This is a genomic window from Polaribacter vadi, assembly GCF_018861005.1.
Lineage (GTDB): Bacteria > Bacteroidota > Bacteroidia > Flavobacteriales > Flavobacteriaceae > Polaribacter > Polaribacter vadi_A.
The window spans coordinates 188,622-208,318 of sequence record NZ_JAHKQL010000031.1 but is presented as its reverse complement, the minus strand read 5'-3'; the positions used below and the strand labels follow the sequence as shown (position 1 = coordinate 208,318).

General features: G+C 28.9%; 16 protein-coding genes. 6 read left to right on the top strand and 10 right to left on the bottom strand.

Annotated features, from left to right (window positions below):
* Positions 1-6 precede the first annotated feature (6 nt).
* From KO506_RS13845 to gcvT, 3 genes are all read right to left on the bottom strand, one after another.
* Positions 7-1,122 (bottom strand): SDR family oxidoreductase, encoded by a 1,116-nt coding sequence (locus KO506_RS13845; RefSeq protein ID WP_215995512.1) that lies wholly within the window; start codon positions 1,120-1,122, stop codon positions 7-9.
* A gap of 96 nt (positions 1,123-1,218) precedes the next feature.
* Entirely contained in the window at positions 1,219-2,013 is a 795-nt protein-coding gene (locus KO506_RS13840; protein ID WP_215995511.1) for a hypothetical protein, read from the bottom strand.
* Between the two features lie 74 nt (positions 2,014-2,087).
* The gene (gene gcvT / locus KO506_RS13835; RefSeq protein WP_215995510.1) at positions 2,088-3,173 is read right to left on the bottom strand and encodes a glycine cleavage system aminomethyltransferase GcvT; all 1,086 of its coding nucleotides are present in this window, start codon (positions 3,171-3,173) and stop codon (positions 2,088-2,090) included.
* 131 nt (positions 3,174-3,304) lie between these two features.
* On the opposite strand from gcvT, the gene KO506_RS13830 reads away from it, so the two are divergent.
* Positions 3,305-4,948, top strand: a complete 1,644-nt coding sequence (locus tag KO506_RS13830; RefSeq protein WP_215995509.1) for a M1 family metallopeptidase — start codon at positions 3,305-3,307, stop codon at positions 4,946-4,948.
* A 30-nt stretch (positions 4,949-4,978) separates the two neighbouring features.
* On the top strand, positions 4,979-5,200 hold the full coding sequence (locus tag KO506_RS13825; RefSeq protein ID WP_215995508.1) for a VF530 family DNA-binding protein: 222 nt from the start codon (positions 4,979-4,981) through the stop codon (positions 5,198-5,200).
* Positions 5,201-5,317: 117 nt separating this feature from the next.
* Here the strand turns inward: KO506_RS13825 and KO506_RS13820 are convergent, their stop codons facing one another.
* Together KO506_RS13820 and KO506_RS13815 are read right to left on the bottom strand one after the other, a co-directional pair.
* The gene (locus KO506_RS13820) at positions 5,318-6,250 is read right to left on the bottom strand and encodes a sterol desaturase family protein (RefSeq protein WP_215995507.1); all 933 of its coding nucleotides are present in this window, start codon (positions 6,248-6,250) and stop codon (positions 5,318-5,320) included.
* 119 nt (positions 6,251-6,369) lie between these two features.
* Positions 6,370-8,727, bottom strand: coding sequence for a DNA topoisomerase 3 (locus KO506_RS13815; protein ID WP_215995506.1), 2,358 nt, complete (start codon positions 8,725-8,727; stop codon positions 6,370-6,372).
* Positions 8,728-8,887: 160 nt separating this feature from the next.
* On the opposite strand from KO506_RS13815, the gene KO506_RS13810 reads away from it, so the two are divergent.
* Positions 8,888-10,228 (top strand): DEAD/DEAH box helicase, encoded by a 1,341-nt coding sequence (locus KO506_RS13810; protein ID WP_215995505.1) that lies wholly within the window; start codon positions 8,888-8,890, stop codon positions 10,226-10,228.
* 16 nt (positions 10,229-10,244) lie between these two features.
* Positions 10,245-11,780: an SDR family NAD(P)-dependent oxidoreductase gene (locus KO506_RS13805; RefSeq protein ID WP_215995504.1), complete on the top strand. Its 1,536-nt coding sequence runs from the start codon at positions 10,245-10,247 to the stop codon at positions 11,778-11,780.
* 227 nt (positions 11,781-12,007) lie between these two features.
* Here KO506_RS13805 and KO506_RS13800 read toward each other — a convergent pair whose 3' ends face one another.
* The 5 genes from KO506_RS13800 to lysA form a co-directional block, all read right to left on the bottom strand.
* Positions 12,008-12,151 carry a hypothetical protein gene (locus KO506_RS13800; RefSeq protein ID WP_215995503.1) on the bottom strand — a complete coding sequence of 48 codons (144 nt, stop codon included), beginning with the start codon at positions 12,149-12,151 and terminating at the stop codon, positions 12,008-12,010.
* Positions 12,152-12,171: 20 nt separating this feature from the next.
* Positions 12,172-14,295: a Tex family protein gene (locus tag KO506_RS13795; RefSeq protein WP_215995502.1), complete on the bottom strand. Its 2,124-nt coding sequence runs from the start codon at positions 14,293-14,295 to the stop codon at positions 12,172-12,174.
* Positions 14,296-14,378: 83 nt separating this feature from the next.
* A complete protein-coding gene (locus KO506_RS13790; RefSeq protein ID WP_215995690.1) occupies positions 14,379-14,894 on the bottom strand; it encodes a GNAT family N-acetyltransferase in 516 nt (171 codons plus the stop codon).
* 34 nt (positions 14,895-14,928) lie between these two features.
* Positions 14,929-15,540, bottom strand: coding sequence for a fumarylacetoacetate hydrolase family protein (locus tag KO506_RS13785; RefSeq protein WP_215995501.1), 612 nt, complete (start codon positions 15,538-15,540; stop codon positions 14,929-14,931).
* A 96-nt stretch (positions 15,541-15,636) separates the two neighbouring features.
* Positions 15,637-16,881, bottom strand: coding sequence for a diaminopimelate decarboxylase (lysA, locus tag KO506_RS13780; protein ID WP_215995500.1), 1,245 nt, complete (start codon positions 16,879-16,881; stop codon positions 15,637-15,639).
* Positions 16,882-17,150: 269 nt separating this feature from the next.
* Between lysA and KO506_RS13775 the strand changes: the two genes are divergently transcribed.
* Complete coding sequence (locus tag KO506_RS13775) at positions 17,151-19,010, top strand: DNA topoisomerase IV subunit B (protein ID WP_215995499.1); 1,860 nt, start codon at positions 17,151-17,153, stop codon at positions 19,008-19,010.
* 71 nt (positions 19,011-19,081) lie between these two features.
* Positions 19,082-19,621 carry an ORF6N domain-containing protein gene (locus KO506_RS13770; protein ID WP_215995498.1) on the top strand — a complete coding sequence of 180 codons (540 nt, stop codon included), beginning with the start codon at positions 19,082-19,084 and terminating at the stop codon, positions 19,619-19,621.
* The last annotated feature ends 76 nt before the right edge of the window (positions 19,622-19,697 follow it).

Here is a 19,697-nt window from a genome sequence, read left to right as displayed (position 1 = left end):
TATTAATTAATAACTTTTCTTAAACTTTTTTTCTACGGAAAAATTAATCAAATTCATAAAGTTTTCGTGTACACCTAAAGTAACATCTAATTGCAACTGATTTATCAGAATTAATATTTGTTCAGATTTAAATTGTAAATCGGGTATAGAAATATATTTTTCGAATAAACTACCAATACTTTTATAATACAATTGTTCAAAACCGTTTAAGTTTTCTGGTTTCTGGTCTACATATTCATAAGATTGAATATTAAAAGCCTCTAAAACATCACCTACATAATTATTATGTAGTATTTGTTTGGGGTTTACAATATTCATTTCTTTTATACTTGGTGTTAAAAACGCGTATAAAATTGCTTTGGCAGCAAAATCAACAGGTATTATATTTAATCCACTTTTTTTATCAACCCAAATCCTAAAATTATCTTTTGCTTTTTTTGCATATTTATCTAAAAATATGGCCCAAGAATAAAAAACATCATATTTAGGAGTTTCGAAAAAAGGTTTATCAATTAAACGCCCACAAATTATACTTGGTCTTAAAATTTGAGCTTCAATATTTTTTAGATTACAGGTTTCTCTTACAAAACGTTCGCTTTCATATTTTGATTTTTCATAAGGATTTCTAAAATTAGTAACCTTATAATCTGCAATAGTATCATTTACTTTATCATCTTGAATTCCGAAAGAATATGCTGTGCTGATGTACAAAAAACGATTTACAAAATTAGGAATTACCTCTAAAAGGTGTTTAGTTACTAAATAGTTTTGAGTATGTACAGTCTCTTTAGAATCGTTGGTGTTTAACAAATTTGTAGAGCCTGCACAATGTATAACTGTGGTAAAATTATATTGATGTAAAGTTTCTTTTTTTAAGGTTGATAAATCACTAGAAATAACTGTAATTCTCTCTAAACATTCTTCTAAAGAAAATTGATTTAAAAAATCAGGACGAGATTCATCTTGTAAAATATCTAGCAAACGTTGTGTTGCAGTTCTGTTTGTGTCTCTAATAACAACAAAAAGATGGTTTACTTTTTTTTCTACAATTGCTTTGTGCAACCATTCAAAAATAATATGACTACCAACAATTCCTGTTCCTCCAGTTAATAAACAATTCATATACATCTTTACATTGAAATAATAGCGGACGAATTTACTTTATAAAAAAACAAAAACCCCAGAAAGTCTGAGGTTTTATTTAATTTAAGTATATTTTTATTTTTTTATAAAATCTTTTGGTATGGAAAAAGAATCTCTAAAACCGTTCACAAATTTTATATTAGTAATTTTAGCACTACCAATTTTCTTTGTTAATCCTTTCTCTAATCCCCATTCTAAAAACTCCCAATTTGTAGCAAAAGGGATACCATCTATTTGATTGTAGTCTAAATATTTTATAGCATGAGGATCTGCTTCTGCTTCTGCTTTAGTTTTACCAGCAGTAACAATATAAGCAACATGATCTAACATATTATTGTTTTTATTAGCATAAATTATATACCAATCATCAGGTGCATCACCTGTATTAGCCTCAAAAGATAATTTTGCAGTATTAAAGGTATTATTTGCTTCAGGAGTTTTAAAATTATCATCCCATTTTGTTCCATTATCACTTAATTTATAAGGATATAAGAAAAAATAACTCCAAGTATAGGCATGAAAACGAACTCCTGGGTTGTCTTTTAAACTAGGAGACACAAATACATTTTGTTTATCTACATAAATAAAATCTCCGTTTTTGTAAGCAATCTTAGCTAAATCAGAAGTTGTAGAAATAGTAATATTTGCATCAAAAATTTCATTACCACCAAATTCTATTAAAGCATCAAATTGTATTGCTTCTTGTTTTAAGAAATCTTTTTTGTTGTGTGCAATTTCAATTTTTTCAGCAAATGTTTTCTCTGTTTTAATTATTTCAGTTTTTTCTGATGTTTCAGTTGTTGCTGAGTTTTTTTTACAGCTAATTATAAATAATAAACTAGCGAATATTGTAATGATTATTTTTTTCATTTTTTTATTTGTTTAGTTGAATGATACAATCTTTGTGTAATCGATTTATAATTATATTCCTTACAAAATAGTTGTTAATTTTTATAAAAAGGTAATTTTACAATAGTTGCTGGTATTGCTTTTTTACGAACTTTAATATTTATTTCTGTTCCAGATTTAGCAAATTGAGTAGGTACATACCCTAAACCAATTCCTTTACTTAAACTAGGACTCATTGTACCAGAAGTTACATTACCAATAATATTTCCTTCACCATCTACAATATCATAACCTTGTCTTGGAATTCCTCTATCATTTAACTCAAAAGCAACCAAACGTTTTGTAGGTTTTTGTTCTTTTTGTTTGGCTAAGAAACCTGCATTTACAAAATCTTTGGTAAACTTTGTAATCCAACTTAAACCAGCTTCAATTGGCGAGGTTTTGTCATCTATATCATTACCATATAAACAATACCCCATTTCTAAACGTAAAGTATCTCTAGCAGCTAAGCCAATTGGTTTTATGTCAAAATCGGCACCCGCTTCAAAAACTTTTTTCCAGATTTGTTCAACTTCGTTGTTTTTACAGTAAATTTCAAATCCACCAGAACCTGTATAACCAGTTGCAGAAATAATAACGTGCTCAATTCCAGCAAAATCACCAACTTTAAACTTATAAAAAGGAATTGCAGCTAAATCTAAAGAAGATAAAGATTGCATAGCTTCAACTGCTTTTGGACCTTGAATGGCTAATAATGAATATTCTTCTGATAAATCTCTTAATTCTGCACCAAACTCTTCATTATATTTACTAATCCAGTTCCAATCTTTTTCAATATTAGAAGCATTTACAACTAATAAATAGGTGTTTTCTTTAATTCTGTAACAAATTAAATCGTCTACAATTCCGTTTTCTGTGTTTGGGAAACAGCTATATTGTGCATCTCCAATAGCTAACTTAGAAGCATCATTAGAAGTAACTTTCTGAATTAGTGCCAAAGCATTATCACCAGAAACTAGAAATTCACCCATATGACTTACATCAAAAACACCAACTCCATTTCTAACTGTAAGATGTTCTGCTGTAACACCTTCGTAAGAAACTGGCATGTTATAACCAGCAAAAGGTACCATTTTTGCGCCTAAATTTTCGTGAACTTTATGTAATGCAATATTTTTCATTTATAGATTTCTTTATTAAAAGGCTAAATTATTGAAAAATTCAGAATAAACAATTACTAATAATTTGTTAATATTTTCTATCAAAAATAAATAGTATTACTTTTGAAATTATAATTAATAAACCTGTTTAAATGAAGATTTATAAATTCTTTTACCTTTTATTATTTGCGTTATTTTTTAATAATATTTCATTAATTGCACAAAATGATAAGTTTACAAAACAGGATACACTTAGAGGATCTATAACTCCAGAACGTGTTTGGTGGAATTTAAAATACTATCATTTAGACATTCAAGTTTTTCCTAAAACAAAATTTATTAAAGGTAAAAATACCGTAAAATATACGGTTTTAAAGCCTTATAATACTTTACAAATTGATTTACAAGCACCTTTAAAAATCACAAAAGTTGTACAAAACAATAAACAGTTAAAAGTAGTTTCAGAAGGTAATGCGCATCATATTCATTTACTTGATGAACAAAAAAAAGGTAGCGTTAATTCTATTGATATTTATTATGAAGGTAAACCACAAGAAGCAAAAAATGCACCTTGGGATGGTGGTTTTTCATGGAAAAAAGATAAAAACGGAAATGATTTTATAGCAACATCTTGTCAAGGTTTAGGTGCAAGTGTTTGGTGGCCTAACAAAGACCATATGTATGATGAGGTTGAAAATATGGATATAAGTGTACGAGTTCCATCAAACTTAATGAATATTTCTAATGGAGAGTTAGTAGAAACTGAAATTCATAAAGACAATACAACCACTTATCATTGGTCTGTTAAAAACCCTATTAATAATTATGGAGTTAATTTAAATATAGGCGATTATGTACATTTTAATGAAGAATTTAAAGGAGAAGGTGGTCTATTAAATATGAATTATTATGTGCTTTCTTATAATTTAGACAAAGCCAAAAAGCAGTTTAAACAAGCACCAAAAATGATGAAAGCTTTTGAGCATTGGTTTGGTAAATATCCTTTTTATGAAGATGGTTTTAAATTGGTAGAAGTACCTTATTTAGGTATGGAGCACCAAAGTTCTGTAACTTATGGTAATAAATTTAAAAACGGTTATTTAGGTAGAGATTTATCAGGTACAGGTTGGGGGTTAAAGTTCGATTTTATTATAATTCACGAATCTGGTCATGAGTGGTTTGCCAACAATATTACTTATAAAGATGCTGCAGATATGTGGATTCATGAAAGTTTTACAGCTTATTCAGAAAGTTTATATTTAAACTATTATTTTGGTAAAAAAGCAGCTTCAGAATATGTAATAGGTACTAGAAAAAGTGTGAAAAACGATAAACCAATAATAGGTGTTTATGGTGTTAATAATACAGGATCTGGAGATATGTATTATAAAGGTGCTAACATGTTGCATACAATTCGTTATTTAATAGATAATGATAAAAAATGGCGAACAATTTTACGAGGTATTAATAAAAAGTTTTGGCATAAAACAGTAACAACACAACAGATAGAAAATTACTTGTCAAAAAAAACTAAAATAGATTTGTCTAAAGTTTTCGATCAATATTTAAGAGATATTCGCATTCCAGAATTTACTTATAGTATTAAAAATAATGAGTTAAAATACAAATGGACTAATGTTGTATCTGGTTTTAATATGCCTGTTAAAATCTATATTAACGGAGTTGCTAAAGATTTAAAACCAACTACAGACTGGAAAATTAAAAAAGTAAAAACGTCTAACATTCAATTAAAAATTGATGATAATTATTTTGTAGTTGCCAAACAAACAGAATGATTTTAAGTCTTTAAAAATTATAAGAAAACAATGAGTAAAGAACAACCAAACAATCCATTACATGGTATAAAATTAGCCACAATTTTAGAAGAATTATATTTAGAATACGGTTGGGAAGAATTGGGTTATGCCTTAAATATCAATGCTTTTAAAAATAACCCAACTTATAAATCATCCTTAAAATTTTTAAGAACTACACCTTGGGCTAGAGAAAAAGTAGAAAATTTTTACCTAAAAAATATGATTGATTAATTTTTTTAGAAGCTATTTCCAGCTTTACACTATATCTTTTTTTGTGAAAAACAAAAAAAGGATGTCGTTTCAATCTGGGCTAAACTTGTTTGCCAACAAACTTGCTTAAAAAAAGAACTATTTATTTTCTTCTTTAAGTAATTTTTGAACCTGTTTAATAGTTAGTGTACTTCCATCATGAGACCAACCAGGAGCAGCAAAAGCGTACATAAATTTATGATACCAATTTTTAGACTTTTTCATATCTAACCAAATGTCTTTGTATTCGTGTGTTAAAATCACTAACGGATTGTAAGAATTAGGTGGTTTTGTAACTCCATATTTTATATCAATAGATTCATCTAGTTCTTTCCAAGTACCAAACATTTTATCAAAAATATTTAAAAATCCACCATGATTTTTATCCATATATTCAATGTTTTGTGCATGATGCACTTGATGCATGGTATGTGTATTCATAAATTTTTCTATAAAACCTAACTTCGGAATATAAACACTATGCAATTGAAATTGCCATAAAGCTTCAATTCCTAAACAAACCACTACCATTTCTGGAGGAAAACCAATGGCAGGAATCCACATATAAAAAAAAGGTTTGTAAAAAATAGTAAACCAACCATTTCTAACAGCAGTTCCTAAATTAAAATTATCAGAAGAATGATGTACAATGTGTGCAGCCCATAAAAAACGAACATTATGGTTTTGTCTATGAAACCAGTAATAACTAAAATCGTCTAAAAGCTGACAAATTACCCAAATATACCAGGCATAACCAAAAGAAGCATACCCCATAATATTGGTTCTAACACCATCTACTAAAGGATTAAAAAGTTCGTAAACAAAATTAAAAAGAACAATGGCAGCAATGGTTTTAGTAAGTGGAGCTATAATTGTAGAACCAATACCCATAGTTAAACTTGCTGCTAGATCTTTCCATTTATAAAGGTCTTTGTTTTTCTTTTTCTTGTGATGTTTACTGTAAGTAAGTTCTACTAAAATTAGAGCTAAAAAACAAGGAACACCATATACTAGTGGGTTAGTAAAATCCATTAAAAGTTTGGCTTAGTTTTGGTTTATTGATAGTTGAAATCACTAATATAAGTTAAAGGCCAAGCTTTTAAACAATATATTTTGATAATTACTTTATATTTAAATAAAAGCACAAATTATTATTGATTTAATATATCCAAAACCAGTTCTTTAGTTAAAGGTCTACCATTAGCCATTTTTTTGATGTTTTCAAATGTAAAAACAAAATCACAGCCAGTTTTATATTCAGAACAACCATAGGCAGTTTTTCCTTTTAAAATGGTTCCTTTTTTACATTTTGGGCATGCTATTTTATCATTGTCATTTTTACCTTGTGTAGAAACTTTTTGTTTTTCCTTTACTTCTTTCGAAATGATTTTTGGCTCTAGTTTTAAATTAAAATTATCATCAAAACGAATTAAACCTTCTACTTTTTCATCATTTAAAACAAAACCTTTTAAATTGGTAGTGCATCCTTTATCTAATAATCTAATAATTTGATTTTCAGAAACTTTTTTATCATAAATTTTAAAAGGAATTTTTAAATCGCAATTATTTTTATACTCAGAACAACCAAAAGCAGAAGAGCCTTTTAAGAGTTTACCTGTTTTACATTTAGGGCAAGTTTTACCAGCAACTTGTTTGTTTTTAGAAGTATTTAAAGAAGAAGTAATTCCTTTTTTAGCTTGAGATTGTTTTGTTTCATTAGCAATAACAGCAGAAATTCGTTTTTTAGAAGTATTAGAACGTACTTCATAAACCAATTGATCTACCATTTTTTTCATATTATTAATGAAAGTACCTGCGTTAAATTCGCCACGTTCAATTTCTTTTAAACGTTTTTCCCATCTTCCAGTTAATTCAGCAGATTTTAAAAGTTCATTATCAATAATATTGATTAAATCAATACCTGTTTGCGTTGGTAAAACCAGTTTTTTCTTACGCTCTATATATTTTCTTCTAAATAAAGTTTCAATAATACTTGCTCTAGTTGATGGTCTTCCAATTCCATTTTCTTTCATCAACTCTCGCATTTCATCATCATCTACTTGTTTACCTGCAGTTTCCATAGCTCTTAGTAAACTGGCTTCTGTATAGTTTCTTGGTGGTTTTGTTTCTTTTTCTAAAAACGAAGGTTCATGAGTTCCTTTTTCTCCTTTAACAAAAGAGGGTAGAGTTGCTGCTGCATTTATCTCTTTTTTAATTGAAGATTCTTTCTTCTCAAAAACAATACGCCAACCTTTATTGATGATTTCTTTTCCTGTAGTTTTAAAAGGGACTTCTGCAGCTTTACCAATTACGGAAGTGTTAGAAACATCAGAATCTGGATAAAAAACTGCAATAAATCTGCGAGTAATAATATCGTAAACTTGTTGTTGATTGTATTGTAAATTCCCTTGAATTCCTGTAGGAATAATTGCGTGGTGATCTGTGACTTTTTTATCATCGAAAACACGCTTTGTTTTCTTTATTTTTTTGCCTAATAGTGGTTGTGTTAATTCACTAAAATTTGTCAATTTCGATAAAATTCCGTGAATTTTAGGATATAAATCATTAGGTAAAAAAGTGGTGTCTACTCTTGGGTAAGTAACCACTTTCATTTCGTATAATTTCTGAACAATTTTTAAAGTTTCATCCGCAGAAAATCCGAATTTATTGTTGCAATATACCTGTAACCCTGTTAAATCAAAAAGTTTAGGTGCGTATTCTTTACCTTTCTTTTTGGTAACAGAAACAATTTCAAAATCAGATTGTGCAACTTTATCAGCTAAAACTTGTCCATCTTCCTTTTTTAAAAAACGACCATCTTCGTAATTAAAAAGTGTATTTCTGTACGTAGTTTGTAATTCCCAATAAGGTTGTGGCTTAAAATTCTGAATTTCAAAATAACGATTCACCAACATTGCTAGAGTAGGAGTTTGCACTCTACCAACAGATAAAACTTGTTTGTAACCACCAAATTTTACAGTGTATAAACGTGTTGCATTTAAACCTAAAAGCCAATCTCCAATAGCTCTAGAATAACCTGCATAATATAAATTATCGTATTTTTCTGAGGATTCTAAATTGTTGAATCCGTCTTTAATAGCTTCTTCAGTTAACGATGAAATCCATAAACGTTGTACTTTTCCTTTGTAATTACATTGATTTATTACCCATCTTTGAATGAGTTCTCCTTCAGTTCCTGCATCCCCACAATTTATAATTACATCTGCTTTTTCGAATAAAGATTTTACAATATTAAATTGTTTTTTAATTCCAGAATCGCCTGTAACTTTGGTATCAAAACGTTCAGGTAACATTGGTAGGTTATTTAAATCCCAACTTTTCCAATGAGGTTTATAATCTTTAGGTTCTAAAAGTGTGCATAAATGGCCAAAAGTATAAGTTACTGCATAACCATTTCCTTCGTAAAAACCATCACGTTTTGTGTTGGCTCCTAGAATGTTAGCTATTTCTCTTGCTACACTTGGTTTCTCTGCAATACAGACTTTCATTAATTATTTTTAGGTTTTCGAAAGTAATAAATTATTTGAGAAGTTTTATAAAACCTTTTTTTACTTATTAGCTTTTTTTTAAGTTTTTAAAGATTAAAATGAAATAGAGAAAAGAATAGTATCAAGAGAAAGTGTGTTTATCTTTGCACAAATTTATAATATGTCAAAAACGTTTTCTGATTTAGGAATTCATCAACAAATACAAAAAAGTTTAACTGATTTAAAAATAGCTGTACCTACAGATATTCAAGAAAAAGTAATTCCTGTAATTTTAAATAAAAAAGATGATGTTGTTGCTTTAGCAAAAACAGGAACAGGTAAAACAGCCGCTTTTGGTTTACCTTTATTACAATTGATTGATACAGAAAACACTAATATTCAGACAGTAATTTTAGCACCAACTAGAGAATTAGGGCAACAAATTCATAACAATTTAGAATCTTTTGCATCTTACATTCCAGAAATATCAATTGCAGTTGTTTGTGGAGGAATACCTATAAAACCTCAAATTGAAAGATTAAAAGAACCAACACATATTGTAGTTGCAACTCCAGGAAGATTGGCAGATTTGGTGAAACGTGAAGCCATCAACATCAAAAATATTTCTTATTTTATTTTAGATGAAGCTGATGAAATGGTTAGTGCTTTAAAAGAAGGATTAGATAGTATTATAAAAGAAATTCCTAAAAAAAGAAGAACTTTATTATTTACAGCAACAATGTCTGGTGCAATTAGGCAACTGGTTAACAACTATATGGCTAAAGATGTTATTCAGATTGAAGCTAATATGAAAACTGTTGGTCATCAAGGAATTGAACATAAATACGTAGTTGTAGAACCAATTGAAAAATTAGAAGTTTTATTGCATTTTTTAAATTCTAAAGAATGTAAAAGAGGAATTATTTTTTGTAAAACAAAAGCTGCTGTTAACAAATTAGCCAAAAACTTAGCAATTAATAAATTTTCATCTGGTGCTATTCATGGAAGTTTAACCCAAGGAATTCGTGACAGAATTATGGGGCAATTTCGTGAAGGACATATAAAAATTTTAATAGCTACAGATTTAGCAGCAAGAGGAATTGATGTAAAAGAAGTTGAATATGTTGTAAATTATCATTTGCCAGATACTTATGATGCTTATGTGCATAGAAGTGGACGAACTGCAAGAGCAGGAGCTAAGGGGCTTTCTTTAAGTGTTATACAAAAAGAAGAGTTAGAAGAAATTCCAGAATTTGAAGAAGATTTAGGTATTAAATTTCAAGAATACAAAAAAGCTGATGCTCAAAGTATAGTAGAAAATAATGGTTTGTTGTGGGCAAAAAAGATCTTTAAAACAAAACCTAATAAAACAGTTTCAGAAGATTTTAAACGAAAAGTTAGGACTGTTTTTCATCACCTAACAAAAGAAGAATTAGTAGAAAAAGTCTTGGCAGATTATTTAGCTAGAACTACAACTAAAGTTTCTAAAGAGGAAAATTCAAAAAAGAAAAAGAGAAAATAATATTTTTGATTTTAAAATGAGCGAGCATAAAGAAAATCCTGAAATTACATCTTGTATTAAAACAATACAAAGTTTGTTAGACGATACAAATCAGTTATTTGAAATTCCTGAAGAACAAAGAATAGCACTTTTTAAAGTTGCAGGCGAATTGTCTAGACCAAATCGTGATGAATTTCAACGAAGAAGAAAAGATGCCAAAAAAGCTGCAAAACGTAAGCAAATAGAAAGTGATAAACATGCAAGAAAATCTACAGGAATTCGTTCTGCTAGAGAAGCTACATTATTTGTTGCGCCAAAATTATTAGCTGCAGCAGCAATTTCAGAAGATACTCCAGAATTAGAATCGCCAAGAAATTGTTATGTCTGTAAAGCTGTTTTTACCAAATTACATCATTTTTATGATACAATGTGTACTGAATGTGGAGATTTGAATTATGCAAAACGTTTTCAAACTACAGATTTAAAAGGGCAAGTTGCTGTTATTACAGGTTCTCGTTTAAAAATAGGTTATCATATTACTTTAATGTCTTTAAGATCTGGAGCAACTGTTATTGCTACAACTCGTTTTCCTGCAGATTCTGCAATTCGTTTTGCAAAAGAAGAAGATTATAAAGATTGGAGTCATCGTTTGCACATTCATGGTTTAGATTTAAGACATATACCAAGTGTAGAAATTTTCTGTAATTATATAGAGCAGAAATATGATAGATTAGATATTCTTATCAATAATGCAGCACAAACTGTAAGAAGACCATCAGGATTTTATTTTCATTTGATGGAAAATGAGAAAAAACCGATTACAGAACTTCCAAAATTGGCGCAAAAATTATTAGAAAATCATCAAGAATGTTTACAAGAAATATCAGATTTAAGTATTTCATCAACAAAAACAAATAAAAATAATGTGTTGCCTGTAACTTGGCATGGGCCAGAACCAGGAATTGGTTTAAGAAACTCTGCTGAATTATCTCAAATTCCTTATAGTTTTGATAACTCTTTACAAACATCAGAAGTTTTTCCTGAAGGAAAATTAGATGCAGATTTACAACAAGTAGATTTAAGAAAAACCAATAGTTGGCGATTAAAATTAGGTGAAATCGAAACTACAGAAATGGTAGAAGTTCAATTGGTAAATGCTGTTGCTCCTTTTGTATTGTGTAATCGTTTATCTAATTTAATGATGAAAGAAAATACTGGTAAAAAACACATTATAAATGTTTCTGCAATGGAAGGTAAGTTTCATCGATTTAAAAAAGTAGACAGACATCCACATACTAATATGGCAAAAGCAGCTTTAAATATGTTAACGCATACATCTTCTGCAACTTTTGCAAAAAAAGGTATTTATATGAATGCTGTAGATACTGGTTGGGTTACAGATGAAGATCCTGCAGAATTGTCTAAAAAGAAACAAGAAGTACACGATTTTCAACCACCTTTAGATATTGTAGATGGTGCAGCAAGAGTTATGGATCCTTTAATTGATGGTATAAATACTGGTAAACATTGGTCTGGAAAATTCTTGAAAGACTATTTTCCTATTGATTGGTAATTTTTTTTGAAGCTATTTCCTGCTTTCCATTTTATCTTTTTGCTAAAAATGCAAAAAGGATGTCATTTCAATCAGGGCTAAACTTGTTTGCCAAGTTTATTGCACTAAAGCCAATTGAATTCTTTTTTCTAGCAACATCAAGTTCTAAAACTTTTACAATAATTTGTTGTTGTAAATTAACAATTACATTGAAATATTTTTGTTTTTAAAACTTAAGATAATGTGTTTTATTTCAATTTTGAAAGCTTTTGTTTAACATCATCCCAAGAGACTTTTTTCTTTTTATTTAATTCGTTAACCTCTTGTTGAATTTCATTTTTTTGAAAATCACTTAAGTCATCCCAAGAGTCTGTTTTTTCTTTTTTAGTCATAATTTAAAGGTATTAAATTTTTACTTCACCAAAGCTAATTGAATACGTTTTCTAATCACATCAACTTCTAAAACTTTTACAGTAATTTGTTGTTGTAAAGCTACGATTGTATTTACATCTTTTACAAAAGTATCTGATAAATTTGAAACATGAATTAATCCACTTTCTTTGATACCAACATCAACAAAACAACCAAAATTGGTGATATTATTTACAATTCCTGGTAAGATTTGACCAATTCTTAAATCAGAAATGGTTTTAATGGTTGCATCAAAAGAAAATACTTTTGCTGTTGCTCTTGGGTCTAAACCTGGTTTTTCTAACTCACTGATAATATCTTTTAAAGTAGGTAAACCAATGTTTTTAGTGATGTAATTTTTTAAATCAATTTGTTTTAAAATTTCTTTATTACCAATAATTTCAGACACATTTCGTTTTGCTTCTTTGGCAATTTTATCAACTAGATTATAACTTTCTGGATGCACAGCAGAATCATCCAAAGGGTTTTTACCATTTTTAATTCTTAAAAAACCAGCAGCTTGTTCAAAAGCTTTTCCACCTAATCTTGGTACTTTTTTTATTTCATTTCTAGAAAGAAAAGAACCATTTTTATTTCTGTATTTAACAATGTTTTCTGCTAATTTTGGTCCAATTCCAGAAACATAACTTAATAGAGATTCACTTGCAGTATTTATGTTTACGCCAACTGTATTTACACAACTTTCTACAGTTGAATCTAAAGATTTTTTCAATTTTGTTTGATCTACATCATGCTGATATTGGCCAACTCCAATAGATTTTGCATCAATCTTAACCAATTCAGCTAGTGGATCTTGCAAACGCCTACCAATTGAAACTGAACCACGTACAGTAACATCGTAATTAGGGAATTCGTCTCTAGCAATTTTAGAAGCAGAATAAATTGATGCACCAGCTTCACTAACTACAAAAACATCCACAGCATTTTTAAACTGAATCTTTTTAACTAACTGTTCTGTTTCTCTAGATGCTGTTCCATTTCCAATAGCAATGGCTTCAATTTTATGAGCATCTACTAAAAAACTAATTTTTTTAATGGCTTCAATCTTTTGATTTTGAGGTTCGTGAGGAAATATAGTTTCATTGTGTTCTAAATCACCTTGTTCATTTAAACAAACAATTTTACAACCAGATCTAAATCCAGGATCTATTGCCAACACTCTTTTTTCTCCTAAAGGAGCTCCTAAAAGTAATTGTTTTAAGTTTTTAGCAAATACTAAAATGGCGTTTTCATCTGCTTTTTCTTTTGCATTTGATAAAGCTTCATTTGATAAAGAAGGAAATAACAAACGTTTAAAAGCGTCTTTTATAGCCAATTCAATTTGTGCTGCACATTCATTTTGAGTGCGAATAATTCTATTTTCGATTCTTTGTAATAATCGTTCTGAATCAATTTCTATTTTAATTCTGATAAAACCTTCGTTTTCAGATCTTAAAATCGCCAATAATCTATGAGAGGGAATTCGATTTAAAGATTCGCTCCAATCAAAATAATCTTTAAATTTTTGTGCTTTCTCATCTTCTTTTTTAGCTTTAATTACTTTAGATGAAATAGTAGCAAAACGTTCTAATTCTCTCCTGATGTTGTTTCTGATATCAGTTCTTTCGTTAATCCATTCTGCAATTATATAACGCGCGCCTTCTAAGGCATTTTCTAATGTTTCAACATCATTTTTAATATATTTTGAAGCTGTATATTCTAAGTCATTTACACGTTGACTCATTATCATTTTAGCTAAAGGTTCTAAACCTTGTAAACGTGCATTTTCTGCCTTGGTTTTTCGCTTTTTCTTAAAAGGTAAGTACAAATCTTCTAGCTCAATTAAATCTCTAGAATTAGTTACTTTTTGAGTAAGTTCTTGTGTTAAAACATTTTGCTCTTCTAAGGCTTTTAAAATCGCTTTTTTACGTTTTTCTAAAGCTTCAAAAGTTTCTTTAAATTTTACAATTTCTCCAATTTGAACTTCATCTAAATTACCTGTCATTTCCTTTCTATATCTTGATATAAAAGGAATTGTAGCATCTTCATTTAAAAGAGAAATTGTGTTTTCTACAGATTTAGAAGTTAGTTGCGTTTGCTGAATTATATATTGGAGTAATTGCATTATTTATTTAAAATTTATCCTAAAAAAGAAACCTCATAAAAATAAATTTATGAGGTTGTAAATATAGTTTTAAAATTGAATTATTAAGAAATTACTTTCTCAAAAGCCAATCTTTTTGCGTTGTAACTTGTGTAAATAATTCCACAATATTTGTAACCCAATTTTTTGATTAAAGATTGCATTCCAAGATTGTCTTCATGGGTATCAATCTTTAAACTTTGTATGTTTTTGTCTTTTAATTGTTGATGAAATTCATCAAAAAGAAAAGTTGCTAAACCTAATTTTCTGTATTCTTTTTTAATGGCCATTCTATGAATTACGCCATAAACTTCATCTTCAGAAATTAGCCAATTTCCATCAATAACTTCTTTGTAAGTTGGTTCTTTTCTTAAAGTAAACATAGAAGTTGCTATAATTTGATTTTCATCATTTACAACCACATAACTTTCTCTTTTTAAAATATCATTCTCAACTTGTGCTGCATTTGGGTATCCATTTTGCCATTGATCAATATTTAGAGATGCTAAAAGTTCTTTTGCATCATTAATTATTGTTGCAATTTGTGGAACATCCTCAAGTTTAGAAAGTCTAATTTTCATCAATCAAAAAAATTTTAAGGTTTAAAACTAACAATTATATCATTTTAAAATCCAACAATAATTCTCCGTTTACAGAACATTGTAATTGATCTCCTTTAAAAATTTCTCCTTTACCTAAAGCAGGTGTTCCAGTAAAAATTAAATCGCCAGGTTGTAAAGTCATGTATTCAGAAATAAAAGAAATAATGTCAGCAAAATCGTTAATCATGTATGCTGTATTACTTTTTTGTTTTTCTTCTCCATTAATTTTTAAGTCGAAATCAATATCACCTAAATTATAATCAGAAACCGGTTTAAAGCTAGAAATTGGTGCAGCACCATCAAAACCTTTTGCAAATTCCCATGGGTGTTTTGTTTCTCTTGCGTTTTTAAGAATATCAGTTGCAGTATAATCTATACCCACAGCAATTTCTGAAATGTAAGAATTTGCTTCTTCTTTGCTGATGTTTTTACCTACTTTACCAATTTTTACAACTAATTCTACTTCGTAAATTAATTCGCTGGTAATTTTACTTGGGTATTCAACATCGCAGTTTACTGCTAAACTAGATTCTGGTTTTGAAAAAATGAATTTCTTACCTTTCTTTTTTTCTTCAATATCCTTTAAATCAGTCACATAATTACTACCTATTCCTAAAATTTTCATTTGTGTTTTTGGTTTTCTATTGTTTAGTAAAAATAAAAAAATATCCACTAAAAAAAAGAATTCTCTAGTGGATTTATATAAAAATATTATCTAATTTTAAGCAGTAACTTCTGCTTTAGTTGTCTTTTTTTTTGATGAAAATTCAACAACTTCTTGGTTGTTTAAAATATCTTCTATGGTTTGTCTCTTTCTAATAACATAATCTTTTCCTTTATGTACCATAACTTCAGCTGGTAAATAACGAGAGTTATAGTTAGAAGCCATTGAAAAACAGTAAGCCCCTGCATTATGGAAACATAAAATATCTTCTTCAGATATTTCTGCAATTCTTCTGTTAGATGCAAATGTATCTGTTTCACAAATATAACCTACAACAGAGTAGTATCTGTCTCTTCCTTCTTGATTAGAAATGTTTGTTATGTGATGGTAAGAATCATACATCATTGGTCTTACTAAGTGATTAAAACCAGAATCTACGTGTGCAAAAACAGTAGAAGTAGTTTGTTTTACCACATTTACTTTTGCTAAAAAAGAACCTGCTTCAGAAACTAAGAATTTACCTGGCTCAAACATTAAAGTAATGTCTTTACCATATTCTGTACAAAATTCGTTGAATCTTTCTGATAATTGAACACCTAATTGCTCAATATCTGTAGAAATATCACCTTCTTTATAAGGGACTTTAAATCCGCTTCCAAAATCGATAAAATCGATGTTTTCAAATTGACGAGCAACATCAAACAAAATATCAGAGGCACGTAAAAAAGTGTCGATATCTAAAATATCAGAACCTGTGTGCATGTGAATTCCGTTAATATTCATTCCTGTGTTTTCTACAACACGTTTAATATGTGGTACTTGATGAATTGAAATTCCGAATTTAGAATCGATATGACCTACAGAAATTTTAGAATTTCCACCAGCCATAATGTGTGGATTTATACGCACACAAACTGGGATTTCTGGATGTTTTTGGCCAAATTGTTCTAAAATAGAAAGATTATCAATATTAATCTGTACCCCTAATTTTGCAACTTCTTCAATTTCTTTTAAAGAAACGCCATTTGGTGTAAAAATAATATCATGAGGCTCAATACCAGTTGTTAAACACAATTGCACTTCTTGATAAGAAACAGTGTCTAAACCTGAACCTAAATTTTTAAAGAATTTTAAAATATTTATATTTGAAAGTGCCTTAACAGCATAATTCAATTTCAAATTTTTAACACTACTAAAAGCGTTTGTTAATCTATTGTATTGCGATTCTATTTTATCTGTATCGTAAACATATAAAGGACTTCCGTATTTATTTGCTAACGCTAAAAGTTGTGTGTTTTCCACTTTATTTTAATTTGATTTACGCATCAAAAGTAATTAAAATGTTGAGTATTTAATGATTTGTTTAAAAATATAACATATTGTTTTTTTTTGTGATTATTAGTAGTTTTTGGTAGTTTGATTTTTCCTATTATTGAACAGTAATAAGCTAAAAGGTAGAAGCTAAAAAAACGTTGAAATCCTGTTAATAACTAATTGATTTTGCTATTTTATTTAAATGATGATAATGCTATATTGTCAAATACATCAAACCTAATCATAGTAACGATTTTATGAGTCAAGAAACAAAATATACAGAAGATAATATCAGGTCTTTAGACTGGAAAGAACACATTAGAATGCGTCCAGGAATGTATATTGGTAAATTAGGTGATGGCTCTTCTGCAGACGATGGAATTTACATTCTAGTTAAAGAAGTTCTTGATAATTCTATTGATGAATATGTGATGGGTGCAGGGAAAACCATCGAAATTTCTATACAAGGAAGCAAAGTTACAGTGCGTGATTATGGACGTGGAATTCCTTTAGGAAAGGTGGTTGATGTAGTTTCTAAAATGAATACTGGAGGTAAATATGATTCTAAAGCCTTTAAAAAATCTGTAGGTTTAAATGGTGTAGGTACAAAAGCAGTGAATGCATTATCATCCTTTTTTAGAGTAGAATCTTCACGTGAAGGAAAATCAGCATCCGCAGAATTTAGCCAAGGAAATTTAGAAAACGAAGAGTTTTTAGAAGAAAGTTCTCGTAGAAAAGGTACCAAAGTTTCTTTTATTCCTGATGAAAGTATTTTTAAAAACTACAAGTTCAGAAATGAATATGTAGCAAAAATGCTTAAAAACTATGTGTATTTAAATCCTGGTTTAACCATTATTTTTAACGGAGAAAAGTTCTTTTCTAAAAATGGATTAAAGGATTTGTTAGAGGATAATAACAATACAGAAGACATGTTGTATCCTATTATCCATTTAAAGGGCAATGATATTGAAGTTGCGATTACACATAGTAAAACACAATATTCAGAAGAATATTATTCTTTTGTAAATGGGCAACATACAACTCAAGGGGGAACACATCAATCTGCTTTTAGAGAAGCGATTGTTAAAACCATTCGTGATTTTTTTGGTAAGAATTTTGAAGCTTCTGATGTTAGAAAATCAGTAATTGCAGCAATTGCAATTAAGGTTATGGAACCTGTTTTTGAGAGTCAGACAAAAACAAAATTGGGGTCTACAGAAATGGGAGGTGAGTTGCCAACTGTAAGAACGTATATCAACGATTTTGTAAAAACCAAATTAGATAACTTTTTACACAGAAATACAGAAATTGCAGACAAACTTCAAAGGAAAATTTTACAAGCCGAAAAAGAGCGAAAAGAGCTTTCTGGAATTCGTAAGTTAGCAAGAGATAGAGCTAAAAAAGCCAGTTTACATAACAAGAAATTACGTGATTGTAGAATCCATTTGGGAGATATTAAAAAGGAAAATTATTTAGAAACTACTTTGTTTATTACAGAGGGAGACTCTGCTTCTGGTTCTATTACAAAATCTAGAAATGTAAATACACAAGCCGTTTTTAGTTTAAAAGGGAAACCTTTAAATTCTTATGGTCTGAGTAAAAAAATAGTGTATGAAAATGAAGAGTTTAACCTTTTACAAGCGGCTTTAAATATAGAAGATGGTTTAGAAGATTTAAGATATAATAATATTGTAATTGCAACTGATGCTGATGTTGATGGTATGCACATTCGCTTGTTATTGATTACTTTTTTCTTACAGTTTTTTCCAGAGTTGATTAAAGAAGGGCATTTGTATATTTTAGAAACACCTTTATTTAGAGTTAGAAACAAAAAACAAACGTTTTATTGTTATTCTGATGAAGAAAAACGAGATGCAATTGCAAAATTAAGAGGAAAACCAGAAATAACTCGATTTAAAGGTTTGGGTGAGATTTCACCAAATGAATTTGTACATTTTATTGGTGATGACATTCGTTTAGATCCTGTAATGTTAGATAAAGAAATGTCTATTGAGCAAATGTTACAGTTTTATATGGGTAAAAATACACCTGACAGACAGAAGTTTATCATCCAAAATTTAAAAGTTGAGTTAGATTATGTTGAAGATGAAGCTTAAAAACTTATTTCCAATTTGAAAAAGTTAAAAGCTTGTAGGCGAAGTTGACGATTACGATAAAAGAAAACTAAATGAAAAAAGAGAATTTAATCGTTCCTGATGAAATTATTTCTAATAAGATTTATTTGATCCGTAATCAAAAAGTAATGTTAGATAGAGATTTAGCGGAATTGTACCAAGTAGAAACAAGAGTTTTAAAACAAGCAGTAAAAAGAAAACTAAACCGTTTTCCAGAAGATTTTATGTTTGAACTAACTAAAATTGAGTTTGAGAATTGGAGATCACAATTTGTGACCTCCAATTCTGATAAAATGGGTTTACGATATGCTCCAATGGTTTTTTCAGAACAAGGAGTTGCAATGTTATCTAGTGTTTTAAATAGTGATAGAGCAATATCAGTGAATATTAAGATTATTAGAATATTTACAAAAATGCGTGATTTATTAAATGATAATTTGAGTTTACGATTAGAAATTGAAGACATTAAAAAGAAAATGAATAATCACGATAAAAATATAGAACTCGTATTTTCTTATTTGGACGAATTAGTTGAGCGAAAAGAAGAGAAAAAGGAAAGAACACAAATAGGTTATAAAAAAGATAAAGAATAAGATAAAAGTTGTTAAACAAGCTTGTGTTAGGGATTGAAGTGGCATCCTTTTTATTTTTCATAAAAAGATATAACGT

What these genes read in the sequence shown, in the direction of transcription:
- KO506_RS13830 (WP_215995509.1), top strand. Translation starts at nt 3,305, where the DNA reads ATGAAGATTTATAAATTCTTTTACCTTTTATTATTTGCGTTATTTTTT.
- KO506_RS13845 (WP_215995512.1), bottom strand. Translation starts at nt 1,122, where the DNA reads ATGAATTGTTTATTAACTGGAGGAACAGGAATTGTTGGTAGTCATATT.
- KO506_RS13810 (WP_215995505.1), top strand. Translation starts at nt 8,888, where the DNA reads ATGTCAAAAACGTTTTCTGATTTAGGAATTCATCAACAAATACAAAAA.
- KO506_RS13785 (WP_215995501.1), bottom strand. Translation starts at nt 15,540, where the DNA reads ATGAAAATTTTAGGAATAGGTAGTAATTATGTGACTGATTTAAAGGAT.
- KO506_RS13775 (WP_215995499.1), top strand. Translation starts at nt 17,151, where the DNA reads ATGAGTCAAGAAACAAAATATACAGAAGATAATATCAGGTCTTTAGAC.
- KO506_RS13805 (WP_215995504.1), top strand. Translation starts at nt 10,245, where the DNA reads ATGAGCGAGCATAAAGAAAATCCTGAAATTACATCTTGTATTAAAACA.
- KO506_RS13800 (WP_215995503.1), bottom strand. Translation starts at nt 12,151, where the DNA reads ATGACTAAAAAAGAAAAAACAGACTCTTGGGATGACTTAAGTGATTTT.
- KO506_RS13790 (WP_215995690.1), bottom strand. Translation starts at nt 14,894, where the DNA reads ATGAAAATTAGACTTTCTAAACTTGAGGATGTTCCACAAATTGCAACA.
- KO506_RS13840 (WP_215995511.1), bottom strand. Translation starts at nt 2,013, where the DNA reads ATGAAAAAAATAATCATTACAATATTCGCTAGTTTATTATTTATAATT.
- KO506_RS13820 (WP_215995507.1), bottom strand. Translation starts at nt 6,250, where the DNA reads ATGGATTTTACTAACCCACTAGTATATGGTGTTCCTTGTTTTTTAGCT.
- KO506_RS13770 (WP_215995498.1), top strand. Translation starts at nt 19,082, where the DNA reads ATGAAAAAAGAGAATTTAATCGTTCCTGATGAAATTATTTCTAATAAG.
- KO506_RS13825 (WP_215995508.1), top strand. Translation starts at nt 4,979, where the DNA reads ATGAGTAAAGAACAACCAAACAATCCATTACATGGTATAAAATTAGCC.
- gcvT (WP_215995510.1), bottom strand. Translation starts at nt 3,173, where the DNA reads ATGAAAAATATTGCATTACATAAAGTTCACGAAAATTTAGGCGCAAAA.
- KO506_RS13795 (WP_215995502.1), bottom strand. Translation starts at nt 14,295, where the DNA reads ATGCAATTACTCCAATATATAATTCAGCAAACGCAACTAACTTCTAAA.
- KO506_RS13815 (WP_215995506.1), bottom strand. Translation starts at nt 8,727, where the DNA reads ATGAAAGTCTGTATTGCAGAGAAACCAAGTGTAGCAAGAGAAATAGCT.